The organism is Shewanella goraebulensis, assembly GCF_030252245.1.
Taxonomy (GTDB): Bacteria; Pseudomonadota; Gammaproteobacteria; order Enterobacterales; family Shewanellaceae; genus Shewanella; species Shewanella goraebulensis.
Window position 1 is genome coordinate 4384427 of the sequence record NZ_CP126972.1, and the last position, 18349, is coordinate 4402775.

Consider the following 18349-nt stretch of genomic DNA (forward strand, 5'->3'; position numbering starts at 1 on the left):
AAAAACGATGAATATTTTTCGTTGGAGTTTCCTTGCAAAAATAACGTCGGCTTCATGCCTACAACAAATCAGTATTTAAAATATCACTATTGATACAGATTTTAAATATATCACTTACATGTAAATTTAGACCAAAAAAAAGCACCCCGAAAGGTGCTTTAATACAAATTGCTATAAATATTGACAGATTACTTTTTCTTTTTTGCTTTTGGATTTGGCAAATCAGTAATTGAACCTTCGTAAACTTCAGCAGCAAGGCCCACTGATTCATGTAATGTTGGGTGAGCATGGATAGTTAATGCTAAATCTTCAGCATCACAACCCATTTCAATTGCTAGACCAATTTCACCTAATAATTCGCCACCGTTAACACCAACAACTGCACCACCAATTACACGATGAGTTTCTTTGTCGAAGATTAACTTAGTCATACCATCGCTAGCGTCAGAAGCAATTGCACGGCCACTTGCCGCCCAAGGGAAGCTTGCAGTTTCGTATGCAACGCCTTGCTCTTTTGCTTCTTTCTCAGTTAAACCTACCCATGCAACTTCTGGGTCAGTGTAAGCGATTGAAGGAATAACTTTAGGATCGAAGAAGTGCTTAAGACCTGAAATAACTTCAGCAGCAACATGACCTTCATGCACACCTTTATGAGCCAACATTGGTTGACCAACGATATCACCGATAGCGAAGATGTTAGGTACATTAGTACGTAACTGCTTATCAACATTGATAAAGCCACGCTCATCAACATTGACACCCGCTTTTTCAGCGTCAATTGATTTACCGTTAGGAGTACGACCAATAGCCACTAAAACAGCATCGTAACGGATAGGCTCAGCTGGTGCTTTTTTGCCTTCCATTGTGACGTAAATACCGTCTTCTTTCGCTTCAACCGCTGTAACTTTCGTTTCAAGCATCAAGTTGAACTTCTTCTTGATCTTCTTAGTGAAGATACGAACGATATCTTTATCTGCTGCTGGAATCACTTGGTCGAACATTTCAACTACGTCGATTTCACTACCAATTGATGAGTAAACTGTACCCATTTCTAGGCCAATAATACCGCCACCCATCACTAACAACTTGCCAGGAACTTCTTTAAGTTCTAGTGCGTCAGTCGAGTCCCAAATGCGTGGGTCTTCATGTGGAATAAACGGTAATTCGATTGGACGAGAACCCGCAGCAATAATAGCGTGTTCAAAATTGATCACTTTAACGCCGTCTTCACCTTGTACTTCGATAGTGTTTGGCGAAGTGAATTTACCGTAACCGTTAACCACATCAACTTTACGCATTTTAGACATTCCGCCTAAACCACCAGTTAACTGACCAACAACTTTTTCTTTAAAGCCGCGAAGTTTTTCTAAATCAATCGTTGGCTCACCAAATACAACACCGTGATGCGCAACTTCTTTAGCTTCTTCAATCACTTTAGCGACGTGTAAAAGTGCTTTTGACGGGATACAACCCACATTCAAACAAACACCGCCTAACGTGCTAAAACGTTCAACAATAACCGTTTCTAAACCTAAATCTGCAGCTCGGAATGCTGCTGAATAGCCTGCAGGGCCTGAACCAAGTACTACTACCTGAGTTTTGATTTCGTTACTCATGTTTTCCTCTATTTTTCTCTTGTTGGCGGAAAAACCGTCCAAACTGCAAAATGTGGGCAAATCTTGTAAGGTGGCCGCATTTTACCCTTTGTTTGATACTGATCACAATCCTGTGACGAGATAAAAAAGGCTGCTCACAGTGAGCAGCCTTTTTCTTTACAAAATTAACGTACGGATGTCGCTAAGAATGCTAGATAATGTCACGCTGAAACGCGCAGCCATTGCACCATCAATTACGCGGTGATCATATGATAACGACAGTGGCAACATCAGCTTAGGCTCAAAATCACTACCGTTCCATTTAGGCTTCATTTCAGACTTAGACACACCTAAGATAGCCACATCAGGATAGTTAACGATTGGGGTAAATGCTGTACCACCAATGCCACCTAAACTTGAGATAGTAAAACAGCTACCTTGCATATCTGCAGACTTAAGCTTGCCATCACGAGCACGAACTGAAATGTCCATTAGCTCACGAGATAGCTCAACAATGCCTTTCTTATCAACGTCACGTACAACAGGAACCATCAAGCCATTTGGCGTATCAACTGCAACACCAATGTGGAAGTATTTCTTCTGGATTAATGATTCACCATCAGCACTTAAGCTTGAGTTAAACACAGGGAATTCAGCCAATGCTTTCGCTACTGCTTTCATCATAAAGACTAGCGGAGTAATCTTGTAATCAGCTTTCTTTTTCGCTGCAAGTGTATTCTGCTCTTTACGGAATGCTTCTAACTCAGTGATGTCAGCTTCATCAAATTGTGTCACATGTGGAATAGTGACCCAGTTGCGATGTAAATTTGGTCCAGAAATTTTCTGGATACGGCTTAATGGAATCTCTTCCACTTCACCAAACTTACTGAAATCAACTTTAGGAGCAGCAATCACATTCAAGCCACCCGCGCCACCAGCAACAGCAGTTGCAGCAGATGCCTTAGGACGGCTAAGTTCGTACTTAATAAATGCTTGAACGTCTTCTTTAAGAATACGTCCTTTGCGACCTGTCCCCTTAACTAAAGTCAGGTCAGCTCCAAATTCACGCGCTAAGCGGCGAACGGCAGGTGATGCATGCACAGCACCGGTTTTAGGCTGACTACCTGCACTTGGGTGATGCGGTACTGGCGCAGCTTTTGCTGGTGCTTGAGCGACAGGAGCAGGTGCACTCGCAACAGGTGCTGGAGCCGCAACAGGCGCACTAGCAACAGGTGCTGTTGATGTCGTTTCTACAGTAGCAATGATGCTACCTTGAGAAACTTTGTCACCAACGTTAACTGTTAAACTCACTAATTTACCTGCAAATGGTGCTGGTACTTCCATCGTCGCTTTATCAGTTTCAAGGGTAATTAAGCCTGTATCCACTTCAAGTACATCGCCGACAGCAACAAGCACTTCAATGACGTCAACATCAGAAGCATCACCAATATCTGGTACTGCGACTTCTTTAACCTCAACTGTACTCGCGGCAGGTGCCGCTGGTGCAGGAGCCGATGCAGGAGCAGTTGTGGCTGCATCATTTGTAGCAGGCGCCGCAGCGCCTACTTCTAGCATGAGCACTAAAGAGCCTTGAGACACTTTATCGCCAACCACAACTTTAAGCTCTTTAACCACACCAGCTGAAGGTGCTGGCACTTCCATGGTTGCTTTGTCAGTTTCAAGCGTAATTAAACCTGTATCAGCTTCAATGGTTTCACCAACGCTGACCAATACTTCAATAATATCGACATTTTCAGCATCACCGATATCTGGCACAGTCACTTCTATAATTTCAGTACCACCCGTTGATACTGGAGCTGCACTAACAGGTGCAACTGGAGCAACTTCAGGAGTCGGTGTTGGCGCTGCAGCAGGTTGAGCCGCTTCTGCAGGAGCAGATGCTGCGCCTGCGTTAAGCATGGCGATCAACTTCCCTTCTGAAATAGTGTCGCCTACAGCGACTTTAAGCTCAGCAACGGTGCCAGCAAACGGCGCTGGAATATCCATTGTGGCTTTATCGCTTTCAACCGTAACAATCGAGTCTTCTGCTGCAATGTCATCACCGACAGCAACACAGACTTCAATAACCTGAACTTCATCACCACCGATATCAGGAACCAAAACTTCTTTTAATTCAGCCATTTTGTTTCTCTCTATGCGAACTGTGGATTGATCTTATCAACGTCGATACCATATTCTTTGATGGCTTTAGTTAGCACATCAACTGGTATTTCGTTACGGTCAACAAGGGCTTTAAGTGAAGCAATAACAATGAACTTAGCATCAACTTCAAAGTGGTGACGTAAATTGTCACGGCTATCACTGCGGCCGAAACCGTCAGTACCAAGTACTTTGTAGTCAGTTGGGATGTAAGCACGTAATTGTTCGCCGTAAATCTTCATATAATCTGTCGCTACAATAGCAGGTGCATCTTTCGATAACACTTCAGCAATATATGGTACTTTTGGCGCTTCAGTTGGATGCAGCATGTTGTAACGCTCAACAGCTTGACCATCACGAGTTAACTCGTTAAAGCTAGTAACACTGAATACATCAGCAGTGATACCGAAATCTTTCGACAACGCTACAGCCGCTTTACGTACTTGCTCTAAGATAGTACCGCTACCCATTAACTGGACAGAGCCTTTACCACTACCTTGAAGGGTTTCTAACTTGTAGATCCCTTTAACAATACCTTCTTCGCTGCCTTCTGGCATAGCAAGTTGTTCGTAGTTTTCGTTCATCGTTGTTAAGTAGTAGAAAACATCTTCCTGCTCACCGTACATGCGACGAATACCGTCTTGAACTATCACTGCAATCTCATAACCGTAAGTTGGGTCATAAGAAATACAGTTAGGAATAGTGTTAGCTAATACATGGCTGTGACCATCTTGATGCTGAAGACCTTCACCATTCAATGTCGTACGACCTGATGTACCACCAACCATAAAGCCACGAGCTCGCATGTCACCCGCAGCCCATGCCATGTCGCCAATACGTTGGAAACCAAACATTGAGTAGTAGATGTAGAACGGGATCATTGGAGTATCGTTAACAGAGTAACTTGTTGCCGCAGCAACCCAAGATGACATTGCACCTAACTCATTAATACCTTCTTGCAATACTTGACCGGTTTTATCTTCACGGTAGTAAGCAACTTGATCTGAATCTTGTGGCTCGTATTTTTGTCCTTCATGGGCATAAATACCTACTTGGCGGAATAAACCTTCCATGCCAAAGGTACGCGCTTCATCAGGAATAATCGGTACTATTTGTTTACCGATTTTCTTATCTTTAAGCAGTGCAGTTAAGATACGTACAAACGACATCGTGCTTGAAATTTGACGACCGTTAGAACCTTTCAGTACTGAGTCGAAAATCTTTAATGACGGCACTTCGATATCTTGTGAGAACTTTTCAAGACGCTTTGGCATAGCACCATGTAAAGTTTCACGGCGTGCTTTGAGGTACTTAACTTCTTCTGAATCAGCACCAGGATGATAGTAAGGAATATCTTCTAACTGATCATCGCTAATTGGGATATTGAAACGATCGCGGAAGTATTTAAGCGATTCAACGCCCATTTTCTTCACGTTATGCGCGATGTTTTTACCTTCACCCGCATCACCCATACCGTAACCTTTAACTGTTTTAGCAAGGATAACTGTAGGACGACCTTTGGTGTTTTTAGCATGTTGTAATGCAGCATAAATCTTAACTGGATCATGACCACCACGGTTCAAACGCCAAATGTCATCATCTGACATATTCGCGACCATTTCGGCAGTTTCAGGATACTTACCAAAGAAGTGCTCACGCGTATAAGCGCCACCTTTAGCTTTGCAGTTTTGGTATTCACCATCAACGGTTTCTTCCATTAACTGTAGTAATTTACCGCTAGTATCACGTGCAAGTAATGGATCCCAGTAGCGACCCCAAATCACTTTAACTGCTTCCCAGCCTGCGCCGCGGAACTCGCCTTCTAATTCTTGAATGATCTTACCGTTACCACGAACAGGACCATCAAGACGCTGTAAGTTACAGTTAACGATAAAGACTAAGTTATCTAATTCTTCACGGGCAGCAAGACCGATTGCACCTAATGTTTCAGGCTCATCACACTCACCATCACCAAGGAAACAATATACAGTTTGCTCAGAGCAATCTTTTAAGCCACGGTCAGTTAGATACTTAAGAAAACGTGCTTGATAGATAGCTTGAATAGGACCAAGCCCCATTGATACTGTCGGGAACTGCCAATAGTCAGGCATCAATTTAGGATGCGGATATGAAGACAGACCTTTGCCATCAACTTCTTGACGGAAACCGTTCATTTGATCTTCGCTAATGCGGCCTTCAAGGAACGAACGAGAATAGATACCCGGTGCGATATGACCTTGATAATAAACTAAATCGCCACCGTCTTTTTCATTCGGTGCACGGAAGAAGTGGTTAAAACACACATCATAAATAGTCGCACTAGAGGCAAAACTAGAAATGTGACCACCTAGCTCTAAATCTTTCTTAGAACCACGTAATACCATTGCAAGGGCATTCCAGCGAACGATGGCACGAATGCGGCGTTCCATTTCCTGATCACCAGGCATATGCGGCTCTTGGCCTGAAGGAATCGTATTCAAATAAGCGGTAGTCGCTTTGTATGGCAGATGGGTACCATTGCGGCGAGCTTTATCGATTAATTGTTCAAGTAGAAAGTGCGCGCGTTCAGGGCCTTCTTGCTCTAATACCGCTTGCAGTGAATCTACCCACTCTTGAGTTTCTAATGGATCTAAGTCTTGTAGCATATCTTCAGACATGTCGCTGTCCTTCTCTAGATACTGATAATTAATGTGTTTCGGTCAATTTATAATGATTTTTCACTATAATTTGTATCAAACACCGCTCTTTAAACGGCGCAAGCTACGCTGCAACCGACTGTCTTCTTCCCTCACTGACAACATGACTTCTTCGATATAACTTAAATGTTCATTCGAAGCTTCACGTGCCGCGTCAGGGTCGCGGCGAACGATTGCAGCGAGTAATGCTCGTCTGTGCTCATTCGCCATTGTAGATGCTTCTTCGCGACGGCTTAAAAGCTCTAAGTTTTGTGCCACGTTTTTGTGCAACACAGGGGTTAAACTAAGTACTAGGTGTAACATCGCCACATTGTGTGATGCTTCAGCTACTGCACGATAAAAACGTACAATCGCATCCGCTTGCGCTTCCACATTTGCTGCGGCTTCAACTTCATTGATTGAACGCTTAATACTTTGCATATCCGCGTCATTACCACGAAGTGCAGCAAAGTAAGCCATCATTCCTTCTGTTGCATGACGAAACTCCAGTAAATCATACTGACTTTCTGAATCGTTATGCATCAATTCAACAATAGGATCGGCTAGGCTCTGCCATAGTTGTTCTTTTACATAGGTGCCACCACCTTGGCGACGCATTAAAAGCCCTTTGGCTTCTAATTTTTGTATAGCTTCACGCAATGAAGGACGAGACACTTCAAACTGCAAAGCCAGTTCACGCTCTGGCGGTAACTTCTGCCCAGGCTGTAAACTACCTTCAAGGATCATGCGCTCTAGCTGCTCCATGATCACATCTGAAATTTTTGGCTGGGTTATTTTGCTATAAGCCATTTGGCCCTCAGCTCCGTTGTCAATTGGTCTTACCAATTTATATGAGATAGCGCACTTTATCAAATCAAACATTTGATGTCTAGTTAGGCTAGTGTTGAATGGATGTTAGCTGAAGGTTTCAAACGCTCCCACTCTCAAACGATTAAGAGCATAACGAAAAAAACCTTCAAAGGGGTCTGACCATTTGCTAAACGCGACCACTGAGGGGTTGCGAATGAAATAAATGGCTTAACAGCCACTCGTTTCGGATTATTTTCTGTTAAACATTAGCAGTAAATACAACAATTGAGAGGCTAAAAAATAAAAACTGTTTTTCTATTTCAAATTAATATTAGTTATAGATTAATTAATATTAATCATTCTAGCTGTAACTGTAATGCCAATAACTTAAAACTAAGTAATTGACGTTAGCAAACTAGAGCCCAACTTAAGTCTTAAATACCTCAAGCATTAGCTGACCAAGCCAAAAATAGTCAGCACAGATAACACCGTCAGCAGTAATATAAAGTTACGCTTACTCAGTGCGAGTAAAGCTAATGTAGGTTGGACACATACAGGCGCCGAAGTTGATTCAGGAAAGGTTTCTGCAGCCAACGCAGTATAAGAAACAATATTTTTAGCTGAGTTTTTAGCGTTAAAAACTTGCTTGCGCCACTCAGAGATCCCTGATGCAAAATGTCCGCTTAAAACAAAACCAAAACTAAACACTCGACTAGGTAGCCAATCAAGTAAAAATAGTAATTGACCGATAAACGGCATCTCTAATTTATTTTGTTGATTATATTGTTCATAAAAACGTACTGAACAGTAAAGTACGGCACCAACTGGACCAAAACAAATTAAGAATAAGGCAACAGCACCATAATATCGGTAGTTCACCCACGCCACAGTTTTACCGATTTGACGGCCTAAATCTTTTTCATCAATAGCGTCTAAACATTCAGTGCAATCTAAATTTTCAGCATAGTGATAACAGGCCTGAACATCGCCACGACATGCTGCTAGCATATACTTTTTAAAACAGGCACGCAGAGACTGATGGCTTAAACAAAGAATAGAAATAGCCACCCAGAACAATAGCGTTATTAAATCGTAAAATACGCCGTCGATAAGAAATAATATAAGGAAAACAATAATGGCAGGAATGAGTACAACGGCAGACACTGCTATTGCTGAATCTAACTTTTTGTCTTTCCAGAATAATTGCTGATATTTAGCTAACATCGAGTCAAATTGCCAATTTGCTGGCAATAATTTCAGTCGCTCAACCATAATCGCAATTAATAAAGAAAATAATGCCATGTGACCCCTGTTTACAGCCAAAGAAGTGAAAGCTAAAAATATCTATATTTGTTTCTATCTAAGCGTTCATTAAACTTTATATAAACGCTGATCATTTCTGTTAAACACAGTCACGAAACTGGGTTGATAAACTTGATTTGCAGACTAAGCTATATCGACAATAAACGAAAGTAGCGCTGCCAATCAAAGCTCTGCCCAGGATCCGTTTTTCGCCCAGGTGCGATATCACAATGCCCTACAATCTCATTCTGCTTAAGCATAGGATATTCATCAAATAACTCCAAGGTTAATCGAGCTAAAACTTGATATTGCTCATTGGTATACGGATCAGTATCGGTGCCTTCGAGCTCTATGCCAATAGTAAAGTCATTGCAGTTTTCACGCCCCTTTAAATTGGATACACCAGCATGCCAAGCTCTATCATCACAACTAACATATTGCACCACTTCACCGTCACGGCGGATCAGAAAATGAGCCGATACTTCAAGTCCCACTAATTCACTAAAACTTGGATCTGCTGCTTCATCAATACAGCCTTGAAATAAACCATCAATATGCGGCAAACCATAACAACCAGCTGGTAGGCTTATATTGTGGATCACCAAGCCACTAACTTCATTCAAAGGCCGTTGGTTAAAGTGTGGCGATTTACATATTCGTGCGGTTTGATGCCAGCCAGCTTCAATCGTGTTTTTCATAATATTAATCTGTAGCCTAACTATTTCAGTGCTAGAAGGTAGAAAGATAGTTAAAGAGAATAATACGGGATATTCTATCTATCTTAACAAGCTTAATGTACCCGTTAAATGTACCAGTAAAATGAAAAAGTTCAGCGCTATATTTTAAATTAGCAACTGTGGTAAAGTTGCCACATACCTGTTTTATAATCAGTTAGGACTATACTGCTCTTCTAACTGATGTCGCTGTAATAGCAAGGATTATGCACATGATTGAAAATGACATCCGTCAAGCCGTAAAAACCGCTCTTGATGAAGACTTAGGTCATACCCCTTCTCATACACCACAAGATATTTTAGCCGCTGACATTACAGCGCAACTTATTCCTGCAGATAAATACGCAGAAGCCGTATTGATCACTCGAGAAGAAGGCGTGTTTTGCGGTAAAGCCTGGGCAGAGCAAGTGTTCAATCAACTTGGTGGTGATGTTGCACTCCATTGGCATGTAGATGACGGAGACTTGCTCGTGCCTAATCAAGTCTTGTGTGAGTTGTCAGGACCAGCGCGAGCAATATTGACTGGTGAGCGCACCGCGATGAATTTCATTCAAACTTTGTCAGGCGTCGCCAGTTTAACGAAACATTACGTCGATAAAATTGCGGGCACTCACACTCGTTTACTTGATACCCGTAAAACCATTCCAGGATTGCGCACAGCTCAAAAGTATGCGGTCACTTGTGGTGGTGGTAAAAATCATCGTATTGGCTTATTTGATGCTTTTTTGATTAAAGAAAACCATATCATGGCCTGCGGCAATATTGATTTAGCGATAAAAGCGGCAAGAAAGCTGGATAATGAAAAGCCTGTAGAAGTAGAAGTAGAATCGATTGCAGAGCTAACAGAAGCACTTGAAGCTGGATCTGACATTATTATGCTAGATAACTTTGATGTCACCATGATGATTGAAGCCGTAACCTTAAATAATCAATTTAAAGAGCAAGGGAAAGGCGCCAAGCTCGAAGTGTCAGGTAACGTCACTATCGATACCATCGCCGACTTTGCTAAAACGGGCGTCGATTACATTTCAGTAGGGGCACTAACTAAACACGTTAAAGCGTTGGATTTGTCTTTAAGACTGAAGTCATAATAACCCAGTAATGTTAAGCGTCTATGGACGCTGGCTTAATACAGCCTCTTTGTATAGCTAGATCATTCAATGTTTATGTCATCTTCTATCTGTAAGCTAACTAAAACTAGATAACGTTATTTAAGCACTCTAACCAGAGTGCTTTTTTATGTCTTTCATTGTAAAAATGAATTAATCGTTCCACTATTGAAGGCCACTGCATAATGGATACTTGCCTCAAGTAACACTCAATATAATTTCTGCTAACTCTGGAATGAAATAATCTAAGAAACTAAAAAACTCAATTAAACCTAATTGCTAACCCTCTCAAAAAGTGACTTACCATTAATTAGCATCTGGATATATAGTACATATTTCTATATTTCCCAACAAATAACAAAGCCATAAAATTGACTTATCACAAGTCCAGTCAATAAATCATCTACACCTGCTAAATTTGTCACTATTTTGTTGCGAAACCAGCAACAACAAGGCGTTCAATTATACTTTTTACGCTTTTTTTGCACTTTTGCGCGATAAGCTATTCCATTATTGATAACTTTATAATAACGTTCACTACAGGTGAGTCAGATTTCAAACTCAACTTTTTACAAATTAATTTTCAAAGCGTTACGAAGGTAACTTTCTAAAACTTTGAATCGTTATTTATAAAAGCAATGTTGAATGAAACACTCCGTTAACAACATTCTGATAAAGTTATATTGTTTGTTGCCGTTATAGACAAAGTGGCGAATATTTAATCTCTACTCTATCCTATAACAACGAAGCTGTAAGAATTAACTTGTAAGAATGAAGTAATGCATGGGCTCACTAATTTACTTACATAGCAGTTAAGTAACGTCAGTTATATAGCTGTTCAGTTAAGTAGTACCAGACGAGTCATATGTTCAAGTTTTAAAAGTAATAAAAAATACACTAGTTTATTAATGCTAGAAGGATTGCGGTGATAGGACACCAATCAACATACCTAAGGGCCTTTAGTTATGTTGGATTTAACGGATTAGAACAACCCTGAAGCAACACTAAAGCATCATAAGAGAGAGATAAAAAATGAAAAGCATTAACCAAATCAAAAACGCTAAGGGTTTTACTCTTATTGAATTAATGATCGTAGTAGCGATCATCGGTATTCTTGCAGCAATCGCATTGCCTGCTTACCGTGACTATGTAGGTGCAGCACACGGCGGTGCAGCAATGAAAGGTGTAGCGTCGTTCACAACTAAAGCTGTGACTTGTGTTCAGTCAGGTATTTCTTGTGACACAATTAATGCTGAAGTAACCGCTACTACCGGACTAACTTCAACAGCAACGCTAGCTGAAGGGTCAGGTGGCGCTGTTGCATTCTCTGATGGTACATGTGTTGTAACAGCTACAATTACTAATACAGGTACTGTAACTTATGCAGCAACCTTAGTTGCTGATGCAACTGGTGCAACTGCCGCTCAATGTGCTGACGGTGCAGGCCTCTCATAAACATCAGTTAAGAAGATGTTCAAAAAGCAGCTTTATGCTGCTTTTTTTGTCTTTGGAAGCTTTATCATATTGTGCCATAATCAAACCATATCATTATGTTAGCAGAGCAAAAAAGCATGGCAACGTCTGGTCTTAATTTAGGTTTATCAACATTATTTATCCGCAAAAATTTGTTATCTGAAGAGCAAGTTTCTGTTGCCATTAGTCAATCAAGAAAATCAAAAAAATCACTTGTCACCACCATAATTCAATCTAAACTACTTTCTTCGCGCGAGATAGCAGAGCTCTGCTATGAAGAGTATGGTGCTCCGCTTTTAGATTTATCAGAGTTTGACTTTAGTAATATTCCTGAAGAAATTCTTAATAAAAAGCTGATTAATAATCATAAATGTCTGCCTCTATTTAAACGAGGCAATCGACTTTTTATAGCAACTTCTGACCCAACTAATATCGCAGCTTTAGAAGACTTCCAATTCAGCCTAGGGCTACATGCTGAAGCCATTATTGTGGAAGATGACAAGTTAAATATAGCGCTAGAGAAGGTACTTGAAGAAGACATTTCAGGCCTTGGTCTAGATGGTATTGACGAAGAGGCCCTGGCTGGCATTGAAGTAGCAGATACCGACAAACACCATGAAGAAGCCGAATCAGAAAGCAGTGACGATGCCCCTATTGTTATTTACATTAATAAAATATTAACTGATGCCATCCGTAAAGGCGCCTCAGATTTACATTTTGAACCTTACGAAAAACGCTACCGGATACGTTTTCGAATCGATGGTATTTTGCACGAAGTGTCCGAGCCTCCGGTCAACTTATCAAACCGTATTTCAGCTCGATTAAAGGTGATGTCAAAGTTGGACATTGCCGAGCGCCGGGTACCACAAGATGGCCGAATTAAAATGAAGCTGTCACGCACAAAATCAATTGATTTTCGTGTCAGTACCTTGCCCACTATTTGGGGCGAAAAGATTGTAATGCGTATTTTGGATTCATCTTCTGCGCAATTAGGCATTGAAAAACTCGGTTATGAAGACGACCAGCGTTTGCTTTATGAAGAAATGCTAGCAAAACCCCAAGGGATGATTCTAGTTACAGGTCCTACTGGTTCAGGTAAGACTGTCTCGTTATACACAGGCCTTAATATTCTCAATACTGAAGAACGTAATATTTCCACTGCCGAAGATCCAGTTGAGATTAATCTTGAAGGGGTTAACCAAGTTCACATTAATTTAAAGGCAGGCTTAACCTTCGCATCTGCCCTGAGATCATTTTTACGTCAAGATCCTGATGTAGTCATGGTCGGTGAAATTCGAGATTTAGAAACCGCAGAAATTGCCATTAAAGCAGCCCAAACCGGTCACTTGGTATTATCAACACTGCATACTAACTCAGCAGCCGAAACTCTAACCCGTTTAATCAACATGGGCGTACCAGGTTATAACATCGCAAGCTCTGTGAATTTAATTATTGCTCAGCGTCTTGCCCGCCGCTTATGCCTTGAATGCAAAACCCCTGAAGATGTCCCTGTAGAAGAACTACAACGACTTGGCTTTACTCAAGATATCATTAATACTGGGTTCACTGTTTTTAAGCCTGTTGGCTGCGAGCATTGTTCTGGTGGTTATAAAGGGCGGGTCGGTATCTATGAAGTGATGAGAATGACCGATGAAATCTCCAGAACCATTATGGAAGGTGGCAATTCGCTTGAAATAGCGAGACAGGCTAAAACCAGTGGCATGAGAGATTTAAGATTATCAGGTTTACTCAAAGTAACCCATGGAATAACCAGTATTGCCGAAGTTAATCGAGTAACTAGCTTTGGTTAACTTCCTCTAAAATCTTTATTAAAAGCATCTAGAATATTGCTTTATTGCACATAATAAATAAAAAGGATTTGCTTTATGGCAACAGCAGCAAGAAAGCCAAGAACAAACACAAAAACAAAAAAAGAGACCAAGCGTCAGCCTAAGGTTTTTACTTTTGAATGGAAAGGCGTCAATAGAGACGGTCAAAGAACTTCGGGTGAACTGAGGGGCTCTACCATTGCTGAAATCAGAGGCATTTTAAAAGCTCAAGGGGTCACTCCAAAAGGAGTTCGTAAAAAGTCAGCTTCTCTATTTAAGTCTGAGAAAAAAATCACCGCAATGGATATTGCCATGATTACTCGACAGATTGCCACTATGCTTTCAGCTGGTGTCCCGTTAGTTACAACAATTGAACTATTAGGTAGAGGTCATGAAAAAGCAAAGGTTAGAGAACTGCTCGCAGGCATTCTAACGGATGTTCAATCAGGTATACCTTTATCTGATGCCTTACGCCCCAATAGGCTGTATTTTGATGATTTATATGTGGATTTAGTTGCGGCAGGTGAACATTCTGGTTCACTAGATGCTGTATTCGATCGTATTGCAACTTATAAAGAAAAGTCTGAAGCGCTTAAGTCAAAAATTAAAAAAGCAATGTTTTACCCAGCTGCTGTTGTAATTGTCGCGATTGCTGTAACCGTGTTGCTTTTACTTTTTGTTGTTCCTCAATTTGAAGAAATTTTCGCAGGATTCGGCGCTGAATTACCTGCATTTACTCAGTTTGTTTTAGAAATTTCCAGAGCACTACAATCTTCTTGGTATATTATTGGAATTATAATTTTTGCTTCAGTATTTCTTTTTGTAAGAGCCCACAGAAATTCTCAAGCCCTAAGAGATAAAATAGACGCTTTAATATTAAAAATCCCAGCTATTGGCCCTATATTACATAAAGGAGCTATGGCACGCTTTGCTCGTACATTAGCCACAACCTTTTCTGCTGGTGTACCACTCATTGATGGTCTTGAATCAGCTGCAGGTGCGTCAGGAAATGCTGTCTACAAAAAAGCATTGTTGAAAGTTCGCCAAGAAGTGATGTCGGGTATGCAAATGAACGTCGCTATGCGTACAACTGGATTATTTCCCGACATGCTGACTCAAATGGTGATGATTGGCGAAGAATCCGGTGGTTTAGATGACATGCTCAACAAGGTTGCTAATATTTATGAAATGCAAGTAGATGATGCAGTTGATGGACTATCGAGTTTAATCGAGCCGATCATGATGGTGGTAATTGGTACATTAGTCGGCGGTTTGATTGTCGCTATGTATCTTCCTATTTTCCAAATGGGTAAAGTTGTTGGATAACCTATCCACAAGTTAATTTAAATATAAGAATAATAATGAATGAGTTTATGAATACTTTTATTGAATCAATGAGCCAATCACCTTGGCTCTTTATTTCAATTAGCTTTATTTTTGCTGCCACCATTGGCAGCTTTCTCAATGTGGTAATTCATCGCTTTCCAGTAATGATGAAACGTGAATGGCAAAGTGAATGTAATTATTACCTTTCAGAATACCACCCTGATATCGTAAAAGAAGTCGGTGAGAAACGACTGAATAAACGTATTGATAATTATCCTGAGAAATATAACTTAGTTGTACCTGGTTCTGCTTGTCCCAAATGTAAAGCCAATATAAAGCCTTGGCATAATGTACCTATTATAGGTTGGTTAATGATCGGTGGTAAATGTGCAAGTTGTAAGGCATCTATCAGCGCAAGGTATCCAGTATTTGAATTAATAACGGGTCTTTTAGTAGCAACGCTGGCTTGGCACTTTGGTCCAACTTGGCAATTTTTATACGCATCTATTCTTACCTTCGTCTTGATTGCCCTTACCGGTATTGATCTAGATGAAATGCTGCTACCAGATCAATTAACGCTGCCCATTTTATGGTTAGGTCTAATTATTAATCTAAAAGGTGTTTATGCGAGCCCAACAGATGCTGTTATTGGTGCTACTGCAGGTTATTTGAGCCTTTGGTCGGTGTTTTGGCTGTTCAAACTTGCGACAGGCAAAGAAGGCATGGGCTATGGAGACTTTAAACTACTTGCAGTATTTGGTGCATGGTTAGGCTGGCAATTCCTTCCTTTAATTATTTTACTTTCATCATTGGTAGGTGCTGTAATTGGCATTTCGATGATGATAAGCAAGAAAATCACCAGAGAAAACCCAATTCCATTCGGTCCTTATATTGCCATCGCAGGATGGGTTGCCCTTGTATGGGGACAGGATATTATCAACTGGTATCTAGGTACATTCATATAGTATGGCTGATTTCATCGTTGGCCTTACTGGCGGAATTGGCTCAGGTAAAACTACTGTTGCTAATTTGTTCCTAGATTTCGGAATAGAACTGGTTGATGCGGATATCATCGCTCGAAAAGTTGTTGCAAAAGGTTCTCAAGGACTCTGTGAAATTAAAGAGCACTTCGGCTCTGAGGTCATAGACAGCAATGGGTTATTAGATAGAGCAAAGTTACGCTCAAGAGTGTTTGATAATGAAAAAGAAAGACAATGGCTCAATAACTTACTGCACCCTTTAATTCGCAATCATATGCTAAAAGCTGTAGAAGTTGCTAAATCTCCTTATGTTATTATGATTGTTCCCTTGCTTTTTGAGAACGGGTTAGATAGTTTGGTCAATACGACTTTAGTGGTGGATATTCCACCACATGAACAGATAACTAGAACAGCGAAACGAGATGGGGTAACTTCAACAGAAGTTGAAAAAATTCTAAATCGTCAGATAAGTAGAGAATTGAGACTTACTAAGGCTGATACAGTCTTAGACAATACCTTACCTCCCGAAGAATTACGAAAAACTGTTCAGTTATTACATTTGAAGTATTTAGCTCAAGCATCATCAGCATAGATAAAAACAATGAATAACGATTTAATATATGAACAGCCGTTAAATGAAAAAACCAGAAGTTATCTGCGACTCGAATATTTGGCTGATCAATTAAATCTCCATCTTGATACCGATTATCAGCATCATTGTTTTTACCCACTTTTTTCATTAGCTGAATTAACAGACAGATGTGACTACCGAACTGATATTCTAAAGGATATTGACAAACAATTAGTCATCTTAGCTAAATGGCATGCTTTGCCCCATGTAGATAAATCGCAAATACAAAACATAATCGATCAACTCAACGCATCAAAAGCCCCATTACAAACAAATGAACGCATAGGCTGCCATCTAAAACAAGATCGTTTTATTGCCGCACTCAAACAGCGATTTGGTATGCCAGGAGCTTGTTGTAATTTTGACTTACCTCAGCTGCATTATTGGCTAGCAAAGCCATGGCAAGAAAGGCAGTTAGATCTAAATAGCTGGATCGAGAATTTTTTACCAATCCTTAAGCCAATAAAGTTACTGCTTGAACTAACAAGAAGTACCGCAGAATTTAGAACTACAGAAGCACAACAAGGCTTTTTTCAGGGGAACAGCCCACAAACGTTATCTTTGATTAGAGTTCAAATCGATCACACTCAAGATTGTTACCCGACTATTAGCGGCCATAAAAACAGATATGCTATCCACTTCGTTGATTTCGAAAACCAAAAACATACAGATAAATTAGTTAAATTCAAACTAGCTACTTGTAACTAAATTCATTAGGATCTCACTATATTAATTAGCGAGATGACTTATGCCTATTTCTGTAAAATGTCCTATATGCCAAATTGACGTTCTTTGGGAGCCGCAATCGAAATTCAAACCTTTTTGCAGCGAGCGCTGTAAAATGATTGATCTTGGCGATTGGGCAAGTGAGAAACACACTATTCCAGTAAAACCTGAATTTGATCATGAAACTTTAGATACTGAAGGTTTTGATGAAGGTGACTTTTTTAAACACTAAGTTGAGCAAATGAAATGAAAAGAATACATGTCGCTGTTGGCATTATTATAAATAATGAACAACAAATACTGTTAGCTAAGCGCCATGAACACCTTCATCAAGGTGGCAAATGGGAATTTCCTGGTGGTAAGGTGGAAATAGATGAAACGGTTTCACAAGCGCTTATAAGAGAGCTTAAAGAAGAAGTTGATTTAGACGTAGAATCTACAAAGCCCTTCATGGATATCTCTCATAATTACCCAGACAAACATGTCCTACTGGATATTCACCTTGTTACCAACTTTAAAGGTGCTGGACAGGGTTTAGAAGGACAAATAATACAATGGGTAAATAGTGAGGAGTTAGGATCATTTGATTTTCCCGATGCAAACTTACCTATACTAGATAAGATAAAACAGCTGAACCTTTAAATACGAACTGTCCCAAAACTTAAGTGGTGACCTGTAAGTTCATCACTGTCGAATAACACTACTAGACCGTTTTTTATTAACAACCTTCAGAGCTAACAGATAGCTAATCATCCAAAACCTCAAGATACATGTGGCATAGTTTTAAAGGCAAAACTATCCAGCCTTAAACAATGCATAGTGCTTACCCCATTTCTACCGTGGTAAAGTTACCTACATGACGACAGCTATTATTCGCCACTTGTCTATCAGATTTGATTCTTCAATCCCTAAAGTACAGATTCTAAAACATCCATATAAATAAACTTAGTGCTATATTCCGCCTATAGAAATTTTTACTGAAAACAAACTATCTGCTCT

15 protein-coding genes are annotated in these 18349 nt (G+C 40.3%); 9 read left to right on the plus strand and 6 right to left on the minus strand.

All coding sequences use genetic code 11. The features are described from left to right. Window positions 1-188: 188 nt before the first annotated feature. The 6 genes from lpdA to ampD form a co-directional block, all read right to left on the minus strand. Window positions 189-1616 carry a dihydrolipoyl dehydrogenase gene (gene lpdA, locus QPX86_RS18460; RefSeq protein WP_153913826.1) on the minus strand — a complete coding sequence of 476 codons (1428 nt, stop codon included), beginning with the start codon at window positions 1614-1616 and terminating at the stop codon, window positions 189-191. A 156-nt stretch (window positions 1617-1772) separates the two neighbouring features. Continuing rightward, window positions 1773-3737, minus strand: a complete 1965-nt coding sequence (gene aceF, locus QPX86_RS18465) for a dihydrolipoyllysine-residue acetyltransferase (RefSeq protein ID WP_285163476.1) — start codon at window positions 3735-3737, stop codon at window positions 1773-1775. A gap of 11 nt (window positions 3738-3748) precedes the next feature. Further along, window positions 3749-6412: a pyruvate dehydrogenase (acetyl-transferring), homodimeric type gene (gene aceE / locus QPX86_RS18470; RefSeq protein ID WP_220755050.1), complete on the minus strand. Its 2664-nt coding sequence runs from the start codon at window positions 6410-6412 to the stop codon at window positions 3749-3751. A gap of 75 nt (window positions 6413-6487) precedes the next feature. Beyond that, on the minus strand, window positions 6488-7240 hold the full coding sequence (gene pdhR / locus QPX86_RS18475; protein ID WP_102527414.1) for a pyruvate dehydrogenase complex transcriptional repressor PdhR: 753 nt from the start codon (window positions 7238-7240) through the stop codon (window positions 6488-6490). A gap of 450 nt (window positions 7241-7690) precedes the next feature. Further along, entirely contained in the window at window positions 7691-8542 is an 852-nt protein-coding gene (ampE, locus tag QPX86_RS18480) for a beta-lactamase regulator AmpE (RefSeq protein WP_285163478.1), read from the minus strand. A 149-nt stretch (window positions 8543-8691) separates the two neighbouring features. Next, a complete protein-coding gene (gene ampD / locus QPX86_RS18485) occupies window positions 8692-9240 on the minus strand; it encodes a 1,6-anhydro-N-acetylmuramyl-L-alanine amidase AmpD (protein WP_285163479.1) in 549 nt (182 codons plus the stop codon). A gap of 248 nt (window positions 9241-9488) precedes the next feature. On the opposite strand from ampD, the gene nadC reads away from it, so the two are divergent. The 9 genes from nadC to mutT all read left to right on the plus strand — a co-directional run bounded on the left by nadC (window position 9489) and on the right by mutT (window position 17992). Next, entirely contained in the window at window positions 9489-10367 is an 879-nt protein-coding gene (gene nadC / locus QPX86_RS18490; RefSeq protein ID WP_285163480.1) for a carboxylating nicotinate-nucleotide diphosphorylase, read from the plus strand. A gap of 1050 nt (window positions 10368-11417) precedes the next feature. Continuing rightward, window positions 11418-11840 carry a prepilin-type N-terminal cleavage/methylation domain-containing protein gene (locus QPX86_RS18495; protein WP_285163481.1) on the plus strand — a complete coding sequence of 141 codons (423 nt, stop codon included), beginning with the start codon at window positions 11418-11420 and terminating at the stop codon, window positions 11838-11840. A 116-nt stretch (window positions 11841-11956) separates the two neighbouring features. Further along, entirely contained in the window at window positions 11957-13669 is a 1713-nt protein-coding gene (gene pilB, locus QPX86_RS18500) for a type IV-A pilus assembly ATPase PilB (RefSeq protein WP_285163482.1), read from the plus strand. Window positions 13670-13744: 75 nt separating this feature from the next. Further along, the gene (locus QPX86_RS18505; RefSeq protein ID WP_285163483.1) at window positions 13745-15013 is read left to right on the plus strand and encodes a type II secretion system F family protein; all 1269 of its coding nucleotides are present in this window, start codon (window positions 13745-13747) and stop codon (window positions 15011-15013) included. Window positions 15014-15060: 47 nt separating this feature from the next. Then, on the plus strand, window positions 15061-15978 hold the full coding sequence (locus QPX86_RS18510) for a prepilin peptidase (RefSeq protein WP_407696605.1): 918 nt from the start codon (window positions 15061-15063) through the stop codon (window positions 15976-15978). Window position 15979: 1 nt separating this feature from the next. Next, on the plus strand, window positions 15980-16585 hold the full coding sequence (gene coaE, locus QPX86_RS18515; protein WP_285163485.1) for a dephospho-CoA kinase: 606 nt from the start codon (window positions 15980-15982) through the stop codon (window positions 16583-16585). A gap of 9 nt (window positions 16586-16594) precedes the next feature. Further along, entirely contained in the window at window positions 16595-17332 is a 738-nt protein-coding gene (gene zapD / locus QPX86_RS18520) for a cell division protein ZapD (RefSeq protein ID WP_285163486.1), read from the plus strand. 40 nt (window positions 17333-17372) lie between these two features. Continuing rightward, window positions 17373-17582: a DNA gyrase inhibitor YacG gene (gene yacG, locus QPX86_RS18525; protein WP_285163487.1), complete on the plus strand. Its 210-nt coding sequence runs from the start codon at window positions 17373-17375 to the stop codon at window positions 17580-17582. 14 nt (window positions 17583-17596) lie between these two features. After that, window positions 17597-17992: an 8-oxo-dGTP diphosphatase MutT gene (gene mutT, locus QPX86_RS18530; protein ID WP_285163488.1), complete on the plus strand. Its 396-nt coding sequence runs from the start codon at window positions 17597-17599 to the stop codon at window positions 17990-17992. The last annotated feature ends 357 nt before the right edge of the window (window positions 17993-18349 follow it).

What these genes read in the sequence shown, in the direction of transcription:
- QPX86_RS18505 (WP_285163483.1), top strand. Translation starts at nt 13,745, where the DNA reads ATGGCAACAGCAGCAAGAAAGCCAAGAACAAACACAAAAACAAAAAAA.
- lpdA (WP_153913826.1), bottom strand. Translation starts at nt 1,616, where the DNA reads ATGAGTAACGAAATCAAAACTCAGGTAGTAGTACTTGGTTCAGGCCCT.
- QPX86_RS18510 (WP_407696605.1), top strand. Translation starts at nt 15,061, where the DNA reads ATGAATACTTTTATTGAATCAATGAGCCAATCACCTTGGCTCTTTATT.
- aceF (WP_285163476.1), bottom strand. Translation starts at nt 3,737, where the DNA reads ATGGCTGAATTAAAAGAAGTTTTGGTTCCTGATATCGGTGGTGATGAA.
- aceE (WP_220755050.1), bottom strand. Translation starts at nt 6,412, where the DNA reads ATGTCTGAAGATATGCTACAAGACTTAGATCCATTAGAAACTCAAGAG.
- coaE (WP_285163485.1), top strand. Translation starts at nt 15,980, where the DNA reads ATGGCTGATTTCATCGTTGGCCTTACTGGCGGAATTGGCTCAGGTAAA.
- ampD (WP_285163479.1), bottom strand. Translation starts at nt 9,240, where the DNA reads ATGAAAAACACGATTGAAGCTGGCTGGCATCAAACCGCACGAATATGT.
- nadC (WP_285163480.1), top strand. Translation starts at nt 9,489, where the DNA reads ATGATTGAAAATGACATCCGTCAAGCCGTAAAAACCGCTCTTGATGAA.
- yacG (WP_285163487.1), top strand. Translation starts at nt 17,373, where the DNA reads ATGCCTATTTCTGTAAAATGTCCTATATGCCAAATTGACGTTCTTTGG.
- QPX86_RS18495 (WP_285163481.1), top strand. Translation starts at nt 11,418, where the DNA reads ATGAAAAGCATTAACCAAATCAAAAACGCTAAGGGTTTTACTCTTATT.
- pdhR (WP_102527414.1), bottom strand. Translation starts at nt 7,240, where the DNA reads ATGGCTTATAGCAAAATAACCCAGCCAAAAATTTCAGATGTGATCATG.
- ampE (WP_285163478.1), bottom strand. Translation starts at nt 8,542, where the DNA reads ATGGCATTATTTTCTTTATTAATTGCGATTATGGTTGAGCGACTGAAA.
- zapD (WP_285163486.1), top strand. Translation starts at nt 16,595, where the DNA reads ATGAATAACGATTTAATATATGAACAGCCGTTAAATGAAAAAACCAGA.
- pilB (WP_285163482.1), top strand. Translation starts at nt 11,957, where the DNA reads ATGGCAACGTCTGGTCTTAATTTAGGTTTATCAACATTATTTATCCGC.
- mutT (WP_285163488.1), top strand. Translation starts at nt 17,597, where the DNA reads ATGAAAAGAATACATGTCGCTGTTGGCATTATTATAAATAATGAACAA.